This is a genomic window from Pseudophaeobacter sp. 1A09344 (assembly GCF_041008745.1).
GTDB lineage: Bacteria > Pseudomonadota > Alphaproteobacteria > Rhodobacterales > Rhodobacteraceae > Phycobacter > Phycobacter gallaeciensis_A.
The window spans coordinates 1-18,695 of sequence record NZ_JAXGFS010000011.1 but is presented as its reverse complement, the minus strand read 5'-3'; the positions used below and the strand labels follow the sequence as shown (position 1 = coordinate 18,695).

Below are 18,695 nucleotides of genomic sequence, written 5' to 3'. Positions count from 1 at the left end.
CCTCAGGCGCGCAAAAGTTCTTCGGCAATGATGATCTTGCGGACTTCGCTTGTTCCCGCGCCGATCTCCAACAATTTGTTGGCGCGGAACAGCCGGTTGATCTCGGTGTCCTGCATGTAGCCAGAGCCACCATGAATATGACAGGCTTCGGTCACCGCCTTGTTGAATGCCTCGCCTGCGTAAAGACAGGCCGCCGCGGTCAGTTTGTGGATTTCGCCACGGCCCCCGGCCCCTTTTGGTAGGCCCGTACAGGCGGCCAGTGCCCGATAACCGAATGCGCGCGCGGTTTCGACCTCGGTGTAGATCTCGGCCAGTTTCGACTGCATCATCTGGAAACTTGCAATCGGTTTGCCGAATTGTTCGCGAATCTTGGCGTATTCCAGCCCTAGTTCCAGGGCGCGTTCGGCCATGCCAACGCAGACTGAGGCAACCATAGCACGCTCCAGATCCAACCCGCTCATTACCACCGAAACGCCGGTGTTTTCCGGTCCAACCATGGCGGATGCGGGTACGCGGCAATCCTCAAACACCAGTTCTCCGGTTGGCGAGCCGCGAAAGCCCATCTTGTCAAGCTTTTGCGCCACCTTGAAACCGGGATTGTCCGTCTCGATGATGAAAGCAGAAATGCCCTTGGCGCCCTTCGACTTGTCGGTTTTGGCATAAAGCAGGATCACATCGGCAATGGGGCCGTTGGTGATGTAAATCTTCGAGCCGTTGATGACATAATCATCACCGTCGCGGCGGGCAGTTGTGGCCATGGATCCGAGCGCATCGGATCCCGCACCCGGTTCGGTCAGGCCCAAAGCACCAACCAGCTCGCCCGAGCAAAGGCCCGGCACGTATTTCTTCACATGCTCTTCGGATCCATTGCGCAGCAGGTTATTCAGGCACAGGTTGTCATGCGCCCCGTGTGAGAGGCCCACAGCCGGATTCCACTTCGAAATCACCTCGGACACCAGCGCCTGGGTGAACTCGTTCTGTCCCGATCCGCCAAGCTCTTCGGGTGCGGTAATCCCCAGCAGGCCCAGCTCGCCCATCTGCTTGAACAGATCATCGGGCCACCATTCCTCGTCATCCATACGCGCTTGCAGTGGGTGTAGCACCTCGCGCGACACCCGATCCACGTGATCGACGATCTGCCGTTGCTCATCAGTCAAAGAATAGTTCGCCCTGATGGCTTCCAGATCAGCCGAGATGGCCTCACTTTGAGTGGTCATATCATCCTCCCGAAAAATGTCGTCCGCCGTGTTGACCAAAATCAAACATATGTTAGAAAATAGATCAAGCCAAGCTTTTGACGACCTGACGTAAGAAAGCGCGGTGTCCTGCAATACAGAGGGGGGGGAGCTTCGGAAATGACTGAGAGCGTTGTTCAATCGCAGGCGCTCGGCAAAGAAGTGCGTATCACGATTCGACGTCCTGACAATCGAAATGCCCTCAACCGTGAGGTCGCAGACGGGATCATGGCCGCCATATGTGCTGCCGAGAGGGACAGCGATTGCCGCGTGATCGTTCTGACCGGCGAGGGCGAGCGCGCCTTCTGTGCCGGGGGCGACATCAAGGCGGGGGCGGATGGCGGCCCGTTTGTTCAGGATCCGGCGGACCCGGATCATTTTGCCGGAAGGTTGTTCGAGACGATACAGGCGTGCCGAAAGCCAACGATCGCGCGCATCAATGGCGTCGCTATGGGGGCAGGAGCGGGCATCATCTGTGCCTGCGATCTGGCTGTGATGGCGGATCATGCTCGCATCGGAACGCCGGAAGTGAAGGTGGGTCTGTTTCCCATGACGATCGTGCCACCCATGATGCGCGTGCTGCCCCGGCGGAGGCTGATGGAGATGTTCATCACCGGCGTTCCTCTGACGGCCGAGGAAGCCCTGCAGTTCAATCTGGTCAACTATGTGACCGATGCCGCGGGGCTGGACGACAAGGTTGCAGAACTGGTTGCCCAGATCGCCGCGCAGTCGCCGAGCGCGATCCGGCTGGGAAAATACGCCTGTCACGCGATGGAGGACATGACCTATCCGCAGCAGATGCGGTTTGCAGAAACACTGTTACCGCGTGTGGCGCAGACCGAAGACGCGCGCGAAGGCTTTGATGCCTTTATTGAGAAGCGCAAACCCGAATGGACGGGCCGCTGATCAAACGGGGAGGAGAGGAATATGTCGGAACGAAAGCTGCGCATCGGATGCGCGTCGGGTTTCTGGGGCGATACGCCGGAAGCGATCGGTCAACTGGTCTCAAAGGGCGAGATCGACTATCTGGTGTTTGACTATCTGGCAGAGGTGACAATGTCGCTGATGGCGCGGGCCCGCGCCAAAGCGCCCGAGTCGGGCTATGCGCCGGACTTCGTCAAGGCGCTGGCACCCTGGTTGTCGGATATCAAGGCAAAAGGGATCAAGGTCGTTGCCAATGCAGGGGGCGTGAACCCGCGTGGCTGCAGCGATGCGCTTGCCAAAGCCGCCGCCCAGGCCGGGATCGATCTGTCCGTCGGAGTCGTGCTAGGCGATGACCTGTTGCCCAGGGCCGATGAAATTCGCAAAAACGGTCAGACGGAAATGTTCTCGGGTGTCGCATTTCCAGATGATATCTGGAGCATGAATGCCTATCTGGGTGCCCGCCCCATCGCTGCCGCGCTGGATGCCGGGGCCGACATCGTGATCACCGGACGCTGCGCCGACAGCGCGGTCGCGCTTGGTCCCCTGATGCATGAATACGGTTGGGGCGACGATGACTGGGACAAGCTCAGCCAGGGATCGCTGGCCGGCCACCTGATCGAATGCGGCCCCCAGGGAACCGGCGGCAACTTCACCGACTGGCAGGACGTGCCGGGTTGGGACAATATGGGCATGCCCATCGTCGAGGTGTCCGAAGACGGCAGTTTCATCATGACCAAGACGCCTGACACCGGCGGGCTGGTCGTGCCCGGGTCAGTCGGAGAGCAGATGCTCTATGAAATCGGGGACCCGCGCGCCTACCTGTTGCCCGACGTGATCTGCGACTGGTCCGGGGTCACCCTGGAACAGGTCGGACCCGACCGGGTGCTGGTCAAGGGCGGCAGGGGGCTTGGGCGCACCGACAGCTACAAGGTGTCGGCGACCCATGCCGATGGCTGGCGCGCGGTCTCTACCCTGACACTGGCCGCGATTGACGCACCCGCCAAGGCCGAACGTGTGGCCGAGGCGATCCTGACCCGCTGTCGCCGGATTTTCCGCGACCGCAACATGGGAGATTTCCGGCAGGTCAGCGTCGAGGTGCTGGGGGCCGAGGCGGCCTACGGCGCAAATGCGCGCGCCCGGACCCGCGAGGTGGTGCTCAAGATCGGCGCGGTCCATGACGATCGCGCCGCGCTGAACATCTTTGCCGGCGAAATCGCACCGATGGCGATTTCGACCGCGCAGGGTCTGACCGGGTTCTTCGCCGGACGGCCAAAGGTGCAGCCGGTGGTCCGTCTATTTTCCTTCCTTCAGAGCAAGGCCGAAACCCCCGTCGCGGTCGAGGTCGACGGCAAGGATGTGCCCGTGAGCGTGGCCACTACGCCAGTCCACCTTGATCCGCCTGCCGCACCGCCCGCAGATAGCCGCGAGCCCGGTCCGGACGTTGTCAAGGTCCGCCTCGTCGATTTGGCCTGGGGCCGCTCGGGCGACAAGGGGGACATCGCCAATATCGGCATCCTCGCGCGCAAGCCGGACTACCTACCATATATCCGCTCGGCTCTCAGCGAAGAGGTGGTGAAGGACTATTTCGCCCATGTCTGCGACGGCAGGGTAGAACGGTTCGACTTGCCTGGAAGCCATTCGCTGAATTTCCTGTTGCATGAATCGCTTGGCGGTGGCGGCATCGCCTCGGTCCGCATAGACCCGCAGGGCAAAGGGTTCGCGCAGATGCTGCTTGATATCGAAATTCCCGTGCCAGCCGATCTGGCCGCACGTGACGGACTGAATGCCGCGGCCCGGAACTAAGAGGACGACACCATGACCATTTCGAAACTCCTGGTCGCCAATCGGGGCGAGATCGCGGCGCGCGTGTTGCGCACCGCTAAGGCCCGCGGGCTTGCGACTGCCGTGTTGCGTTATGTCGCCGAGCAAGAGGGGCCGGCGCATCTGATCGCAGATGAGGTCGTGATGATCGACGGCCCGACGCCCGTGGCCGCCTATCTCGATATTCCTCAGATCGTCGAAGCCGCCAAAGGGATCGGCGCGGACGCGGTTCATCCCGGCTATGGCTTTCTGTCAGAGAATGCCGGTTTTGTCGCGGCGCTGGAAAAAGCCGGAGTGACCTTTGTCGGCCCGACGTCCGAGGTCATCGACCTGATGGGGGACAAGGTCCGCGCCCGCGCCTTCGTCGAGGAACGCGGGTTTCCCGTCGCCCCCTCGGCCATCGAGGATGATGATCCGGCGAGCTTTGTCGAACGCGCCCGCGCCGTTGGCTATCCGCTGCTCATCAAGCCCTCGGCCGGCGGTGGCGGCAAGGGCATGCGCGTCGTACGCGAGGACAGCACGCTGGAGACCGAAATCGAAACCGCGCGCCGCGAAGGCGAACGATATTTCGGCGACGGGCGGCTTTTCGTCGAACGCTATATCGAACGCCCGCGCCATATCGAGGTGCAGGTGATGGGCGACGGACAGGGCAACGTGGTCCATTTCTGGGAACGTGAATGTTCGATCCAGCGCCGGTTCCAGAAGATTATCGAGGAAACGCCGTCACCGGCGCTGACCCCCGAGCAACGGGATGAGATCTGCGAGACCGCTGCCGGAATTGCCCGCGCCGTCAAATACCGCGGGGCAGGGACTGTCGAATTCATCTATGCACAGGATGGGGCCTTTTATTTCCTGGAAATGAACACCCGCCTTCAGGTCGAACATCCGGTGACCGAGATGGTAACCGGCTTTGATCTGGTTGCCGAGCAGCTGCGTGTCGCGGCGGGCGACGGGCTGAGCGCCGTGCAGGCGGATATTCCCCAAACCGGACACTCGATCGAACTGCGCATCTGTGCCGAGGATGCGACCGCCGATTTTCGCCCCGCGATCGGCAATATCCTGCTGCTGGACGAACCCCAGGGCGAGGGGATCCGCGTAGACAGCGGCATTCTGGATGGCGGCAAGGTAACGACCGACTTCGACCCGATGTTGTCCAAGCTGATCGTGCATGGCCCGGATCGCGCGCAGGCCATCGCCCGTGCCCGGAGCGCGGTGCAAAGCTATGTGATTCTCGGGGTAACGACCAACACCGGTTACCTGGATGCAATCCTTGCACATCCGGATTTCGCCTCTGGTGACGTTTCAACTGGCTTCCTGGCTGAACAATCCGAAACGCTAACCGCGCCGGGCGAAGATGTCTCTGACTTGCTGATAGCGGCGGCGGCCCTATCGGACGAGCGCCTGGTGAGTGACGTAATGCAGATACCGGAAATGTACCGCAAGATGGGTGGGTGGAGAAACTGATGCAACGGATTTTTCAGATCGACGGAGAAGAGACTGATTGCTGGCTGGGTCATGATGGCAGCCGGTTCGTGCTCAACACCCCCACTGGCGCTGTTGCCTGCCAATTGGATCCGACGGGTCTGCCGGGCGGTTACAAGCTGCGGGCCAAGGGTGTTGTGCGCGAATTGCGACTGGCCGTGGGGCCGGAAGCAACTTTTGTGCACATGGACGGGCGAACCTACGAAGTCGGGCGGGTTGATCCCGCCGAACGCCTGGCCGGAAGCGACGGTGGCGCGAGCGACGACCGATTGGTGGCGCCCATGCCGGGTGTCGTGGTGTCAGTTGCGGTTAAACCCGGCGATGCGGTTGAAGAAGGCCAGCCACTTCTGGTGATCGAAAGCATGAAGTTGGAAACCACACTGACGGCGCCGCGCGACGGGGTCGTTGCCGAAATGCCATTCGCCGAAGGCGACAGTTTTGGTCTGAAAGACATCCTGGCCCAATTGGCTCCGGAGGAGGAGTGACCATGCGCAGAATTGAAAGTCAGATCGACACCAATGCCGCCGACTACAAGGCAAATTTCGCCGCCATGTCTGAACGGCTGAAGGAATTCCACGCTCGCCAGCACGCGGCGCGTTTCGAACGTCCGCAACGCGATATCGACCGCCTCGCCCGCCAGAACAAACTGGGCGTGCGCGAGCGGTTGAAACTGCTGCTGGACCCCGGCACTCCGTTTTTGGAATTTTCAACCCTGGCGGCCTGTCGTGAATATGACGGGGTGGTGCCCGGCGCAGGCGTGGTTACGGGGATCGGCATCGTGCAAGGCCGCGAGGTCGCCATTCATGCCAATGATGCCAGCGTCAAGGGCGGTGCCTGGTATCCGCATACCGTGAAAAAGGTCGTGCGTCTTCTGGATGTCGCGCTGGAAAACCGTCTGCCGGTCATCCATATCTGCGACAGCGCGGGCGGTTTCCTGCCGCTGCAGCACGGGGTGTTTCCCGACCGGTATCTGGGCGGGCGGGTGTTCCGCAACCAGGTCAAGCTGAGCCAGGCCAATATCCCGCAGATTGCCGTGGTCGGCGGACACTGCACGGCTGGCGGTGCCTATGTGCCGACGCTGAGCGACTACAACATCATCATCGAAGGCACAGGCGCGATTTTCCTTGGCGGTCCCCCGCTGGTCAAGGCGGCTACCGGCGAAGAGGTCGGTGTTCAGGAGCTTGGCGGCGCGGTCATGCACACCTCGGTATCGGGCACCGGCGACTATCGCGCCGCGACCGAACAACACGCCTTTTCACTGGCGCGCGAGATTGTCAGCCAATGGATGCGCACCCCGAAAACGATCATCGAAACCGCCGCTTTTGAAGAGCCATACTACGACCCCAAGGAGCTTTATGGGATCATCCCCAAGGACCGGAAAACCCAGTTTGATATGCGCGAGGTTCTGGCGCGGATCGTCGATGGCTCGCGCTTTCACGAATACCAGCCCGACTATGGCACCACGATGGTTTGCGGCTTTGCCCATATCTGGGGTTACAAGGTCGGCATCCTTGCCAACAACGGGGTGCTGTTCAACGACAGTTCGCTCAAGGCAGCGCATTTCATGCAGTTGTGCAACCAGAACCGCACGCCTCTGGTCTTTTTCCAGAACATCACCGGCTATATGGTGGGCCGCGAATACGAAGAACGAGGCATCGCCAAGGATGGCGCCAAGATGCTGATGGCGCAGGGCGGCTCGGTCGTGCCGAAGTTTACCGTGATCGCCAATGCGTCTTACGGGGCCGGCAACTACGGGATGTGCGGACGGGCCTGGGACGCGCGCACGCTGTTCATGTGGCCCCAGGCCGAGATCGGCGTGATGGGGGCGGATCAGGCCGCAAATACCATGGCGGACGTCAAGATTCGGCAGCTTCAGCGCGAAGGCAAAGAGCTGACCGAAGAAGAAATCGCCGCGATCCGCGAACCGGTGCTGGAAAAATACAAGCGCGATGTCGAGGCTTATACCTCGACCTCGGAATTGTGGGACGACGGCATCCTCGATCCGGCGGACACACGCAACGCGCTTGGCATGTCGATTTCTGCCTCGCTCAATGCACCGATCGACGATCCGCACTACGGGATCTTCCGTCTGTAAAGGCTTGAGGGACGGCACACCGGGTCGGGGAGTGCCGTTCCGCGTCAAGGCGCTTCCATCTGGTGCTTTCGGAATCTGAAGTAGTCCTGACCGGTCCGGTTCCCGGACCGGTCAGGACGATGTCCGCCGCGCCTCCTGAATGGAGACGACGTCAGAGGCCGCCATGCCGGGCCGGTTTGCCTCGACCGCCTTCAGCGGCTCGACCGGCGTCAATCCGGCCAGACAGTCGCGCGCAAGTTGCTGGTATTCCGCGGTGCCGCGCGTTTTCCACGCGATTTCTTTCTCGCTGACCTCGCGGATCACCTTTGCCGGCGATCCCACCACCATCGAACGCGGCGGAATCACGGTTTCGCCACGCACAAACGCCTGCGCGCCGACAATCGATTCCGCCCCAAGCTCTACACCATCCATAATGACGGAATTCATTCCGACCAGAGCGTTCCGGCCCACTGTGCAACCGTGCAGGATCGCGCCATGGCCGATGTGGCCGTCGCTTTCCACCACGGCGTCGCGGCCGGGAAAGGAATGGATGATGCAATTGTCCTGAACATTGGCTCCATCCCCGATCACGATCCTGCCGAAATCGCCCCGCAAGCTTGCTCCGGGGCCGATGTAGCATCCATGACCCAAGATGACATTTCCGATCAGAACGGCCTGGGGGTGGACATATGTATCCTCGGGCACGACGGGTATAAAACCCTTGAACTCATAACAGTATGCCATTCCGACCACCTTTCGTAAGCTGAGTGCTAAACGCTTGTCAGCGGTTGCGCCGGGACCAGAATCCCTCAATTGTGCCGCCGATCAGGGCGTGTGGCCCGAAAACAAACACAAGTTAGAAAATAGCGCAAGCTCCCTACGTCACAGCTTGGCGATATTGACACTTCCCAAGGTTGGGATTTAAAATCTAACAAATGGTAGAAAATAGGCTGGCGGACCGATTAGGGTGGCCTGACCGAACTTGGGAGAGAGAGAAATGACAGACAAAGCCTATGTTGCAGGCGTTGGGATGGTCCCGTTCCAGAAGCCGGGAAAATCCGAAAGCTACGATGTGATGGCGACCGCTGCGACCCGGTCCGCTCTGGCAGACGCGGGGTTGGATTATGATAAAGTCCAACAGGCCTATGTTGGCTATGTCTATGGCGACAGCACCTGCGGTCAGCGCGCCCTGTACCATGTCGGAATGACAGGCATCCCGGTTCTGAATGTGAACAACAACTGCTCGACCGGATCGTCCGCCCTGTTCCTGGCCAGGCAGGCAGTTGAAAGCGGCGCGGTCGAATGTGCTCTGGCACTTGGGTTCGAACAGATGCAGCCCGGCGCAATCGGTGCGATGTTCCATGACCGGGTCAGCCCGTTTGCGGCATTCGACAGTGAAACCGACGATCTGGTTGGCCGTTCCGAAATCCCGCTGGCACTGCGGTACTTTGGCGGTGCGGGCAAGGCGCATATGGACGAGTTCGGCACACCCGTCGAGACCTTCGCCAAGATCCGCGCCAAGGCCAGCCGACATGCTGCGAAGAATCCGGTTGCCCTGTTCCGGCAGGAGGTGACGGCGGAAGATGTCATGGCCGCCCAGGTCGTCTGGCCCGGCGTCATGACCAAGCTCATGGCCTGTCCGCCAACCTGTGGCGCGGCGGCGGCGATCATTTGTTCCAAGGAATTCGCCGACAAGCACGGATTGGACAGTTCCGTTCGGATCGCGGCGCAGGCCATGACAACAGACGGACCGGAAACTTTCGAAGCCCATGACATGCGCGAAGTGGTCGGCTTTTCGATGGCCAAGCGCGCCGCCGATCAGGTTTACGAGGACGCGGGCATCGGGCCCGAGGACGTGGATGTGGTCGAACTGCACGACTGTTTCGCCCACAACGAGCTTATCACCTATGAGGCGCTTGGCCTTTGCGGTCGCGGCGAAGCGGCGAAATTCGTTGATGATGGCGACAACACCTACGGCGGAAAATACGTGACCAACCCGTCGGGCGGTCTTTTGTCCAAAGGCCATCCGCTTGGGGCGACCGGCCTAGCGCAATGTACCGAGCTCGTTCAGCAGCTTCGCGGCCAGGCAGATGCGCGCCAGGTTGATGGCGCACGTCTGGCGCTTCAGCACAATCTGGGCCTCGGCGGGGCCTGCGTCACCACGCTTTATGAAAAAGCCTGATAGCGCCTTTCGGGAGGAATCAATATGACTGGAAAACTCGACGGGCGCGTGGCGCTGGTCTCGGGCTCGGGCCGGGGCATTGGCCGCGAAATCGCTCTCAAACTGGCCTCGGAAGGGGCCCGGCTGGTGATCAACGATCTGGATGCGGATCCGGCCAATGAAACCGCCGAGGCGGTGCGCGCAATGGGAGCTGAGGCCGTGGTCTGTGCCGGCAGCGTCACCGAAGACGGTTTTGCCGAACGGTTCATCAAGACCGGCGTGGACAGCTTTGGCGGGTTAGACATCATCGTGAACAACGCAGGCTACACTTGGGATAGCGTCGTTCAGAAGATGTCCGACGAACAGTGGCAGGCGATCATCGACGTCCACCTGACGGCACCTTTCAAGATCCTGCGCGCTGCCCAGCCGGTGATCAGCGCCAAGGCCAAGGAAGAGGCCGCCGCCGGGCAAGAGGTGTTCCGCAAGGTGGTCAACATCTCGTCCATCGCAGGGACCGGCGGCAATGCTGGCCAGATCAACTATTCCGCCGCAAAGGCCGGTATCCTAGGGGTCACCCGGACGATGGCCAAGGAATGGGGCCGCTATAAGGTCAACGTCAACGCCGTCGCCTTCGGCCCGATTCGCACCCGCTTGACCGAAGGCAGCGCGGATGGCGACAGCACGATCAAGGTCGAAGAAAAAGAGATCAAGGTCGGCGTGAATCCCGATCTCCTGTCCCAGATGGAGCGCATGATCCCGCTGGGCCGGGTCGGCACTCCGGAAGAAGCTGCCGGTGCCGTCTATCTGTTCTGTGCGCCGGAATCGAACTTCATTTCAGGCCAGCACGTCATCTGCGGTGGCGGTTTCGTGATCTAAGGCATTTGCCCGGACCCGATGACGGGGTCCGGGCAAGCACATTAATGTCTGGGCGGCCTCTTGGCGGTCGCCAATGCGGAATTTTCCGCAAACTCTAGTCCGGCACGATCACGACGATTTACTCATTTGCGTTATTAACCTAACAGGCGTTAGTTAGGCGTTGGGGCGATACGAAAGTATATGGCACAAAACACGGCAATCAAAATCAACGAGACATCGCGCAGCGCGGTTGGACGGGATGGGGTGCTGGACATTGCCGCGCGGCTTTTCCGCGAACAAGGCTACGGGTCCGTTTCGCTCCGAAAAATTGCCGAGGCCGCCGGGATCAAGGCGGGTAGCATATATTATCATTTCGGTTCCAAGGACGAGATCGTCGCGGCCGTTCTTGATGCAGGGATTCGAGTCGTTCACGAGAGCATGAGAGACGCCGTCACCGACCTGCGGGCCGATGCCGACGGCGAAACGGTACTGCGCGCCGCGATCCGGGCGCATCTGCGCGCGCTTATTGATGTGAGCGATTATACATCGGCGAATGTGCGTATTTTCGGGCAGGTGCCGCAATCCGTCCGGGATGCCAACTTGCCCACGCGCAGGGCCTATGAGGCAGAGTGGGACAGTCTTCTGTCCCAGCTTAAGAAAGATGGCACGCTGAAGCAAGACGTCGATATCCGTCGCCTGCGCCTGATGCTGATCGGTACATTGAACGCCACGCTCGATTGGTTCGACCCGGACCGCGGTAGCGCCGATGCGTTGTCACGCACCTATGCCGATGTGTTCCTCAACGGGATACTCCAAAGACAGGATACCTGACTTCATGGCACGTCTTGAAACAGCGGTGCTGACCGCATCAGAGACCTACACCCGCAACCACGCCGCACAAAGCGAGCGCGTCGAAACGCTGCGTGCGCGGATCGCCGAAGCAACGGCTGGCGGCCGCCCCGATATGGTCGCGCGGCATCGCAAGCGCGGCAAGCTGTTGGTCCGCGAACGGATCGACCTGCTGGTGGATCCGGGCACTGCGTTTCTTGAGCTGTCGTCGCTTGCCGCCTACGGTCAATACGGGGGCGAGGTGCCCGGTGCGGGGATCGTGACCGGTATCGGGATCGTCCACGGGCTGCCCTGCGTTGTGATCGCCAACGATGCGACAGTGAAGGGTGGGTCTTTCTATCACGAAACCGTGCAGAAACACATCCGCGCCCAGGAAATCGCAGCCGAGAACCGGCTGCCCTGCCTCTATCTGGTGGATTGCGGCGGTGCCTATCTGCCAGAGCAGGACCGGGTTTTCCCCGATGCCCGCCATTTCGGCAATTCCTTTTATCGTCAAACCAACATGTCCGCGAGCGGCCTGCCGCAGATCTCGGCGGTCTTTGGAGGCTGCACGGCCGGTGGGGCCTATATCCCGGCCCTGTCGGACGAAGTCATCATGGTACGCGGCAACGCACGCATCCATCTGGGCGGCCCCTCGATCGTCAAGGTGGCGATCAACGAAGAGGTTGATGGAGAAACATTGGGGGGGGCCGAGATGCATTCGCGCGTCTCCGGTGTGTCTGACCATCTGGCCGAGGACGAGTATCATGCGCTTGCTCTGATGCGCGACATCGTATCCGAACTGGGCCTGTCGCGCCCGATGGGTCCCGATGCAACCTGCGCGCCGCCGGCGCGCAACCCAGAGGAACTGCTTGGCGTCATCAGCGCCGATCGCAAACAGCCCTATGACATGCGCGAGGTTCTGCTGCGCATGATCGACGCCGGCGAATTCCGCGAATTCAAGCCCGGATGGGGTGAGACGCTGGTCTGCGGCACCGCGCGGATTCACGGCTATCGAGTGGGCATTCTCGCAAATAATGGGGCGCTTGTGTCCGACAGTTCGCTCAAGGGCGCGCAATTCGTGTCGATGTGCGATCAACGCAACATCCCGCTTTTGTTCCTCCACAACATCTCGGGCTTCATGGTCGGCACCGAAGCCGAGCGCGGCGGCATTGCCAAAGACAGCGCCAAGCTGGTCTATGCCATGTCGGTTGCCAAGGTGCCGCGCCTGTCGGTCCTCTTGGGCGGCTCATACGGGGCAGGCAACTACGGCATGTGCGGACGTGGTTTCGCCCCGAATTTTCTCTTTGCCTGGCCCACGGCGGAACTGGCCACCATGTCTGCCGACATCGCCACAAATGTGATGCTGGAACTGCGCCGCCAGAAAGGGGGCGACCCGGGCAAGATGGAGGCCGACATGAAGCTGATCGAGGAGCAGGTTCGGGCCCAGTACGGTGAACAGTCCGATCCCTATTATGCCACCTCGCGGCTTTGGGATGACGGGCTGATCGAACCCGCGCAAACCCGCGATATCCTTGGCCTGTGTCTGGCCATCGTGACATCGGTGCCCGAAGCCGGTCGCCATACGCCTGTATTCAGAATGTGAGGCTTCAAGTTGACCAATACCTACAACACGATCCTTATCGAAACCGATGCGCGTGGCGTCGCCACGCTGACGCTCAACCGCCCCGACAAACACAATGCGCTGAATGGCGAATTGATCGCAGAGCTATACGATGCCGCCGAAAAGCTGGCTGCAGATGACGATGTGCGTATTGTGGTCCTGACCGGCGCGGGCAAGAGCTTCTGCGCGGGCGGCGATTTCAACTGGTTCGCCTCTAATGTCGAGAAAACCCGTAGTGAAAGGGTCGCACAAAGCGCCACGCTGGCGCGGCTGTTGCGCCGTCTTGACACGCTGCCCAAACCCTTGATCGGGAGGATCAACGGCCCGGCTTACGGTGGCGGTGTCGGCATGATCTCCGTCTGCGACTACACCATCGGCGCCGAAGGCGCGCGCTTCGGTCTGACCGAGGTAAAACTGGGCCTTCTGCCCGCGAATATATCGCCTTATGTGGTGGCCCGCATCGGCAAGGTGCATTCGCGTGAAACCATGCTGTCGGGGGCGTTGTTCGACACGGCCCGCGCCGAGCGGATCGGTCTGTTGACCGAGGTTGTCGCGCCGGGCGACCTGGACGCCACGGTGAACCGGGTGGTGCATGATCACCTTCAGGCCGCGCCGGGTGCCGTGGCCGATACCAAGGCGCTGATCGCCTATGTCGCGTCCCACGATCTGGAGACCAACATGATCTACACCGCCGACCGGCTGGCCGATGCGTGGGAGACTGAGGAAGGTATCGAAGGCATCAACAGTTTCATCAACAAGGGCGTTCCGTCATGGCGGGTGAAATGAGCTTCACCCGCGTTCTGATCGCCAACCGGGGCGAGATTGCCCGGCGCATCCAGCGCGGGTGCCGCAAACTGGGGCTGGAAAACGTAGCGGTGTTTTCGGACGCGGACCGCGACGCGCCCTTCGTGGCCGAGGCCGATCATGCCGTCTGCATCGGTGGGGCCGCCCCGTCGGACAGTTATTTGAACGTCGAGGCCATCCTTGAGGCCGCGCGGGCGACGGGCGCGTGTGCGGTGCACCCGGGCTATGGTTTTCTGTCTGAGAATGCCGGTTTCGCGGCGGCGGTCGAGGCGGCGGGCCTTGTGTTCATCGGGCCGGAACCCGACGCTATCGCGCGGATGGGCTCCAAGATCGAGGCCAAGGCTGCCGCCGAAGCCGCAGGCGTGCCCGTCCTGCCCGGCTATCGAGGCGAGGATCAGTCCGACGCGCGCCTGCTGCAAGAGGCCGAGGCGCTAGGCACCCCCTTTCTGGTCAAGGCCAGCGCCGGCGGCGGCGGACGCGGGATGCGGCTGGTCTCCGATCCGGGCGACGCACCCGAAGCGATTGCATCTGCCCGGGCCGAAGCGCAGAGCGCCTTCGACGATCCGGCGGTGTTCCTCGAACGCTATGCACCCCGTGCCCGCCACGTCGAAGTGCAGGTTCTGGGCGACACTCACGGCACCGTGCTGCATCTGGGCGACCGCGATTGTTCGCTGCAACGCAACCACCAAAAGCTGATCGAAGAAGCCCCCGCCGCCGATCTTCCCGAGGCTGTGCGCGACCGCATGCGTGCGGCAGCGGTGCGGTTGGCGCAGGCGATCGGCTATCGCTCCGCCGGGACGGTGGAATACCTCTATGACCCCGGGCGCGGTGAATACTACTTTCTGGAAATGAATACCCGGTTGCAGGTGGAACACCCCGTGACCGAGGCGATCACCGGCATCGATCTGGTCGAATGGCAGTTGCGCATCGCGCGGGGCGAGCCGCTGGCGCTGACGCAAGGCGATGTGCAGTTTGACGGGCACGCCATTGAAATCCGCATCGCCGCCGAAAACCCGGCCGAGAATTTCCGCCCCGAAACGGGCGAGATCAGCCTTTGGGCTCCGCCCGCCGGCGTGCGGCTCGATACCGGGGTCGAGGCAGGCTCGGTCGTCAGCCACCATTACGATTCGATGATTGCCAAGCTGATCGTCCACGCGCCGGATCGGGCCGGTGCGATCCGCCGGGCGGTTGTCGCAATGGATGCCTTTGCAGTCGGTGGCGTCGGTCTGAACCTGGCCTATCAGCGCGCGTTGCTGACACACCCGGATTTTGAGGCGTTCCGGCACCATACCTCAGGCCTGCCCGAGATGTTTCCAGGCGGCTGGACTGAACCGTCCGCTGATCCCCGGGACATGGCCCTTGCCGCGATGGCGCTGCATCTGCATCTCGCCCCGGCGGGCGCGTCGCCCTGGGAAAGCCTGGGGTCATGGCGGCTCACGGCCCCTGCGGGGTGGCCCGGTGCAGCATCCTATTGGGAGACGACCAAAGACGACCCGATCCGCGTAAACGGCTCCGGGTCGGTGTTGACAGCCGTACAACTGGACGGCCAGACCATCGCGGTCGAGAGTGCCGCCTTAACAGGATGCCGTCTGAGCGGACGCATCGACGGGGTTCCGTTTTCGCGCACCGCCTATGTCTCGCGCGCGCCGGGTCACTGGCGGGTGCACCTGCAAACCCCTGCCGGAATGACCGCGACAGACCTGCGCACGCTGGAAGACCAGCATCTGCAACGTGCCACCGGCGGGTCTGGCGTCGCTGACCTGTTGTCCGCACCCATGCCCGGCGCCGTTGCCGAGGTGCGTGTCGCACGCGGCGACCGCGTTAAAGCCGGTGACACGCTTGTGGTGCTTGAGGCCATGAAGCTGTTGCAAAGCCTGCCCGCGCCGGTCGCGGGCGTAGTGACGGAAATCTATTGTGCACCGGGCGACACGGTTGCCGGGCACGCCCCACTTATCAAACTCGATCCAGAGGAAAACACATGACCAGACAAGACAACATCACCGCGGCCTCCGGCCCGTTCAACGAAGACCTCAACTTGATCCGCGACCAGCTGCGCCGGTTCATCGAAACCGAGGTGACCGCCAAGGCCGAGCCCTGGGAGGAGGAGGGCATGGTGCCCCGCGACGTGCTGCGCCGGATGGGTGATCTCGGCGTTCTGGGGATGCGCTATGACGAACAGTATGGCGGCGCGGGGCTGGACGTGATGTCCAGCGTGGTTTTGGCCGAAGAGGTCGGGCGATCCACCTTCGGCGGATTCTCGGCCACGGTTCTGGTCCACACCGACATGGCCTCGCCGCATCTGGAAAACGCCGGCACGCCCGAACAGAAGGCGCGGTGGATGCCGTCGATCACCTCTGGCGAAATGATCACCGCCGTCGCCGTGACCGAGCCGGGCGCGGGCTCGGACGTGGCCGGCATGCGCACCCGCGCGGTGCGGGACGGGTCGGATTGGGTGCTGAACGGCACCAAGATGTTCATCACCAACGGCGTGCATGGCGATCTCTACTTTGTCGGCGCCAAGACCGATCCCGATGCCAAGGGGTCGCGCGGGATCACCATGTTTGCGGTCGAAAAAGGCACGCCGGGCTTTTCGGTCGGACGGGCGTTGAACAAGACCGGCTGGCTGTGCTCGGACACTGCCGAACTGATCTTCGAAGATGTCCGCATCCCGGCCGAAAACGTTCTGGGCGAGGTCAACCGCGGCTTCTATTCGGTGATGAAGAACTTCCAGAACGAACGCATCGTCCTGGGTGCGATGGCCTGTGCCGAAGCGCAAACCGCGCTGGACATGACCGTGGATTACGTCAAGCAGCGCAGGGCCTTTGGCGGCGTTCTGTGGGACAAGCAGGCCGTGCGCCAACGGCTGGCCGACTGTCAGACGCGGATCGCGGCAGGACGTCAGCTGGTCTATCACGCCGCCGGTCTGGATGCCGCGGGCGGTGACTGCGTGAAAGAGGTCTCAATGGTCAAAGCCTATTGCGGCGAACTGGTGAACAGCGTGCTTTATGACTGCGTCCAGTTTCACGGCGGCATGGGTTATATGCGCGAAACACCGGTGGAACGCATGTCACGCGATGCCCGTGTGCAGGCCATCGGCGGCGGGGCGAGCGAAGTCATGTTGGAAGAAGTCGCCAAGCGCATGTGAGCTTACTATCCAAAAAATAACAATCTTCAGAAACAAGGACGAAAAAGATGAATCTGGAAACCACTCAAAGCCAATCAGTCGCAAGACTGACCCGAGAAATCTCGATAATACTCGTCGGCACAATTCTTTTGGCACTATCCGCCAAAATCGTGGTGCCGTTCTACCCCGTACCTATGTCTACACAGACCCTGGTTGTCTTGGGTCTGGGCCTTTTCCTGGGGCCGGTGCGCAGTAGTCTTGTTGTTGTGACATACCTTTTTGAAGGTCTGCTTGGCCTGCCGGTCTTCGCAGGCACGCCTCCGGCTCCGGCCGGACTGGCGTATATTGCGGGTCCCACAGGCGGATACCTGATAGGCTTCGCACTTGCAGCGGCGGCTGCCGGTTGGGTTGTTCAAGCACTGCAAGGACTTTGGCCTTCATTCAGAGCATCTGTCGCGGTCTTTTTGGGCTCGATACTCATGTATTGCGCAGGGCTGTTCTGGTTGGGTGGCTTTGTCGGCTATGGCGAAAAGTTGCTGAACGCCGGTCTTTACCCGTTCCTTCTCGGGGATCTGACGAAGGCGACAATTGCTGTAGTTCTGTATACTGCTTACCATAATCGCCGCGCTGTGTGACTGCCAGCCCAAGACTGTATCAGACTGTTTCAGTCTCATACGGTCTTGGTCCAATATAAGTTGAAATGGTCCGATGCCGGATTTGACAGGCACCGGACGCCAGCCTGAGGTTTCCGGCGCCATGCGAGAGCAATGCGCAAAACTGTGCGAACCAAATTGTTCGCAATCAATACCTGGTCGCACACAATGAAAAGAAGCAGCATGTTTTTCTCAGAGCCGGAGCCTTGCCGCGCGAAGGGAGTCGAATTGGCCCCTGGAATTCTGAGGATCGTCGCGAACAATCCCGGAAAGATGACCTACCACGGGACAAATAGCTACATCATTGATACGCCTGATGGTCGGTTCATAATCGACCCCGGCCCAGCAGAAGACAGTACACATTTCGAGGCAATCATCAAAAATTTGGGGGCCAAACCATCCGGGATTCTGCTCACACACCACCATTCTGATCATTTTGGAGTCGTCCCAGCCCTGCGAGCACGGACAGACGCACCTGTTTATGCCTCACGGGCATTCCCTGACGATGCATTTCGACCTGACCGGTTTCTGGAGGACGGACAGGTCATTGCCGGTCTTACCGTCCTGCACACACCTGGTCACGCGAGCGACCACCTTTGTTTCGCGAGACCTGACGGAGTGCTCTTCACGGGCGACCACGTTATGAGTTGGAACAGTTCGATCGTCAGCCCCCCTGACGGAAACATGCACGACTACTGCGCGCAGCTACAGCGGCTGATTGAGCGCGACGATAGGATCTACTTTCCGGGGCACGGACCTATACTCCGGGATCCGCAACCTTACGTCAAACGGTTGCTTTCCAACCGCATGCGTCGCGAGGCGGAGATCCTCGCCCACCTCTCAAACACCCCGGATTCGGTCCAGAATATCGCCGCTTCCGTCTACCAGAAAACCGACCCACATATCGCAATGGCCGCAGAACGAAACGTTGCGGCGCATCTGGAGAAGCTGTTGTCTGAGTCGCGGGTGGTACAAGATGGCGAGGCCTGGAAATTAACATAAACTTCATTATGCGACTTTATACTGTACGCGGGGCACATTCTAAACTGGGTTGCGACACATCCCCTATCTTGCTGAAAAGCAAGGAGAACGGACATGGCCCACACAGAG

General features: G+C 61.1%; 16 protein-coding genes. 14 read left to right on the top strand and 2 right to left on the bottom strand.

Annotated features, from left to right (window positions below):
- Positions 1-2: 2 nt before the first annotated feature.
- The gene (locus SM765_RS17600; protein WP_152467198.1) at positions 3-1,217 is read right to left on the bottom strand and encodes an acyl-CoA dehydrogenase family protein; all 1,215 of its coding nucleotides are present in this window, start codon (positions 1,215-1,217) and stop codon (positions 3-5) included.
- 138 nt (positions 1,218-1,355) lie between these two features.
- Between SM765_RS17600 and SM765_RS17595 the strand changes: the two genes are divergently transcribed.
- The 5 genes from SM765_RS17595 to SM765_RS17575 are packed head-to-tail and all read left to right on the top strand — an operon-like array spanning position 1,356 to position 7,557.
- Positions 1,356-2,141: an enoyl-CoA hydratase-related protein gene (locus tag SM765_RS17595; RefSeq protein WP_043753629.1), complete on the top strand. Its 786-nt coding sequence runs from the start codon at positions 1,356-1,358 to the stop codon at positions 2,139-2,141.
- Between the two features lie 21 nt (positions 2,142-2,162).
- Entirely contained in the window at positions 2,163-3,962 is a 1,800-nt protein-coding gene (locus SM765_RS17590) for an acyclic terpene utilization AtuA family protein (protein WP_152467139.1), read from the top strand.
- A 12-nt stretch (positions 3,963-3,974) separates the two neighbouring features.
- Positions 3,975-5,444, top strand: a complete 1,470-nt coding sequence (locus tag SM765_RS17585; RefSeq protein WP_368981644.1) for an acetyl-CoA carboxylase biotin carboxylase subunit — start codon at positions 3,975-3,977, stop codon at positions 5,442-5,444.
- Positions 5,444-5,947 (top strand): acyl-CoA carboxylase biotin carboxyl carrier protein subunit, encoded by a 504-nt coding sequence (locus tag SM765_RS17580; protein WP_232237131.1) that lies wholly within the window; start codon positions 5,444-5,446, stop codon positions 5,945-5,947. Before SM765_RS17585 ends, SM765_RS17580 begins: the two co-directional genes overlap by 1 nt.
- Positions 5,948-5,949: 2 nt before the next feature.
- Positions 5,950-7,557: an acyl-CoA carboxylase subunit beta gene (locus SM765_RS17575; RefSeq protein WP_043753618.1), complete on the top strand. Its 1,608-nt coding sequence runs from the start codon at positions 5,950-5,952 to the stop codon at positions 7,555-7,557.
- Between the two features lie 111 nt (positions 7,558-7,668).
- Here SM765_RS17575 and SM765_RS17570 read toward each other — a convergent pair whose 3' ends face one another.
- The gene (locus SM765_RS17570) at positions 7,669-8,280 is read right to left on the bottom strand and encodes an acyltransferase (protein WP_043753615.1); all 612 of its coding nucleotides are present in this window, start codon (positions 8,278-8,280) and stop codon (positions 7,669-7,671) included.
- 253 nt (positions 8,281-8,533) lie between these two features.
- On the opposite strand from SM765_RS17570, the gene SM765_RS17565 reads away from it, so the two are divergent.
- The 9 genes from SM765_RS17565 to SM765_RS17525 all read left to right on the top strand — a co-directional run bounded on the left by SM765_RS17565 (position 8,534) and on the right by SM765_RS17525 (position 18,587).
- On the top strand, positions 8,534-9,718 hold the full coding sequence (locus tag SM765_RS17565) for a lipid-transfer protein (RefSeq protein ID WP_152467141.1): 1,185 nt from the start codon (positions 8,534-8,536) through the stop codon (positions 9,716-9,718).
- Between the two features lie 24 nt (positions 9,719-9,742).
- Positions 9,743-10,573, top strand: a complete 831-nt coding sequence (locus tag SM765_RS17560; RefSeq protein ID WP_027264429.1) for an SDR family NAD(P)-dependent oxidoreductase — start codon at positions 9,743-9,745, stop codon at positions 10,571-10,573.
- Positions 10,574-10,753: 180 nt separating this feature from the next.
- Positions 10,754-11,383, top strand: coding sequence for a TetR/AcrR family transcriptional regulator (locus SM765_RS17555; RefSeq protein ID WP_197918523.1), 630 nt, complete (start codon positions 10,754-10,756; stop codon positions 11,381-11,383).
- 4 nt (positions 11,384-11,387) lie between these two features.
- Positions 11,388-12,986, top strand: coding sequence for an acyl-CoA carboxylase subunit beta (locus SM765_RS17550; protein WP_043753606.1), 1,599 nt, complete (start codon positions 11,388-11,390; stop codon positions 12,984-12,986).
- Positions 12,987-12,995: 9 nt separating this feature from the next.
- Positions 12,996-13,790 carry a crotonase/enoyl-CoA hydratase family protein gene (locus SM765_RS17545; protein ID WP_028288551.1) on the top strand — a complete coding sequence of 265 codons (795 nt, stop codon included), beginning with the start codon at positions 12,996-12,998 and terminating at the stop codon, positions 13,788-13,790.
- Positions 13,775-15,790, top strand: a complete 2,016-nt coding sequence (locus SM765_RS17540) for an ATP-binding protein (RefSeq protein ID WP_276155040.1) — start codon at positions 13,775-13,777, stop codon at positions 15,788-15,790. Before SM765_RS17545 ends, SM765_RS17540 begins: the two co-directional genes overlap by 16 nt.
- Entirely contained in the window at positions 15,787-16,953 is a 1,167-nt protein-coding gene (locus tag SM765_RS17535) for an acyl-CoA dehydrogenase family protein (protein ID WP_152467144.1), read from the top strand. The genes SM765_RS17540 and SM765_RS17535 overlap by 4 nt, the downstream gene beginning before the upstream one ends.
- Before the next feature lie 47 nt (positions 16,954-17,000).
- Positions 17,001-17,567: a biotin transporter BioY gene (locus SM765_RS17530; protein WP_136340106.1), complete on the top strand. Its 567-nt coding sequence runs from the start codon at positions 17,001-17,003 to the stop codon at positions 17,565-17,567.
- 201 nt (positions 17,568-17,768) lie between these two features.
- Positions 17,769-18,587 (top strand): MBL fold metallo-hydrolase, encoded by an 819-nt coding sequence (locus tag SM765_RS17525; RefSeq protein WP_136340210.1) that lies wholly within the window; start codon positions 17,769-17,771, stop codon positions 18,585-18,587.
- Positions 18,588-18,695 lie beyond the last annotated feature (108 nt).

Excerpts from the sequence above, each read along its gene's own strand:
- SM765_RS17600 (WP_152467198.1), bottom strand. The coding sequence starts at position 1,217 with ATGACCACTCAAAGTGAGGCCATCTCGGCTGATCTGGAAGCCATCAGG.
- SM765_RS17595 (WP_043753629.1), top strand. The coding sequence starts at position 1,356 with ATGACTGAGAGCGTTGTTCAATCGCAGGCGCTCGGCAAAGAAGTGCGT.
- SM765_RS17590 (WP_152467139.1), top strand. The coding sequence starts at position 2,163 with ATGTCGGAACGAAAGCTGCGCATCGGATGCGCGTCGGGTTTCTGGGGC.
- SM765_RS17585 (WP_368981644.1), top strand. The coding sequence starts at position 3,975 with ATGACCATTTCGAAACTCCTGGTCGCCAATCGGGGCGAGATCGCGGCG.
- SM765_RS17580 (WP_232237131.1), top strand. The coding sequence starts at position 5,444 with ATGCAACGGATTTTTCAGATCGACGGAGAAGAGACTGATTGCTGGCTG.
- SM765_RS17575 (WP_043753618.1), top strand. The coding sequence starts at position 5,950 with ATGCGCAGAATTGAAAGTCAGATCGACACCAATGCCGCCGACTACAAG.
- SM765_RS17570 (WP_043753615.1), bottom strand. The coding sequence starts at position 8,280 with ATGGCATACTGTTATGAGTTCAAGGGTTTTATACCCGTCGTGCCCGAG.
- SM765_RS17565 (WP_152467141.1), top strand. The coding sequence starts at position 8,534 with ATGACAGACAAAGCCTATGTTGCAGGCGTTGGGATGGTCCCGTTCCAG.
- SM765_RS17560 (WP_027264429.1), top strand. The coding sequence starts at position 9,743 with ATGACTGGAAAACTCGACGGGCGCGTGGCGCTGGTCTCGGGCTCGGGC.
- SM765_RS17555 (WP_197918523.1), top strand. The coding sequence starts at position 10,754 with ATGGCACAAAACACGGCAATCAAAATCAACGAGACATCGCGCAGCGCG.
- SM765_RS17550 (WP_043753606.1), top strand. The coding sequence starts at position 11,388 with ATGGCACGTCTTGAAACAGCGGTGCTGACCGCATCAGAGACCTACACC.
- SM765_RS17540 (WP_276155040.1), top strand. The coding sequence starts at position 13,775 with ATGGCGGGTGAAATGAGCTTCACCCGCGTTCTGATCGCCAACCGGGGC.
- SM765_RS17535 (WP_152467144.1), top strand. The coding sequence starts at position 15,787 with ATGACCAGACAAGACAACATCACCGCGGCCTCCGGCCCGTTCAACGAA.
- SM765_RS17530 (WP_136340106.1), top strand. The coding sequence starts at position 17,001 with ATGAATCTGGAAACCACTCAAAGCCAATCAGTCGCAAGACTGACCCGA.
- SM765_RS17525 (WP_136340210.1), top strand. The coding sequence starts at position 17,769 with ATGTTTTTCTCAGAGCCGGAGCCTTGCCGCGCGAAGGGAGTCGAATTG.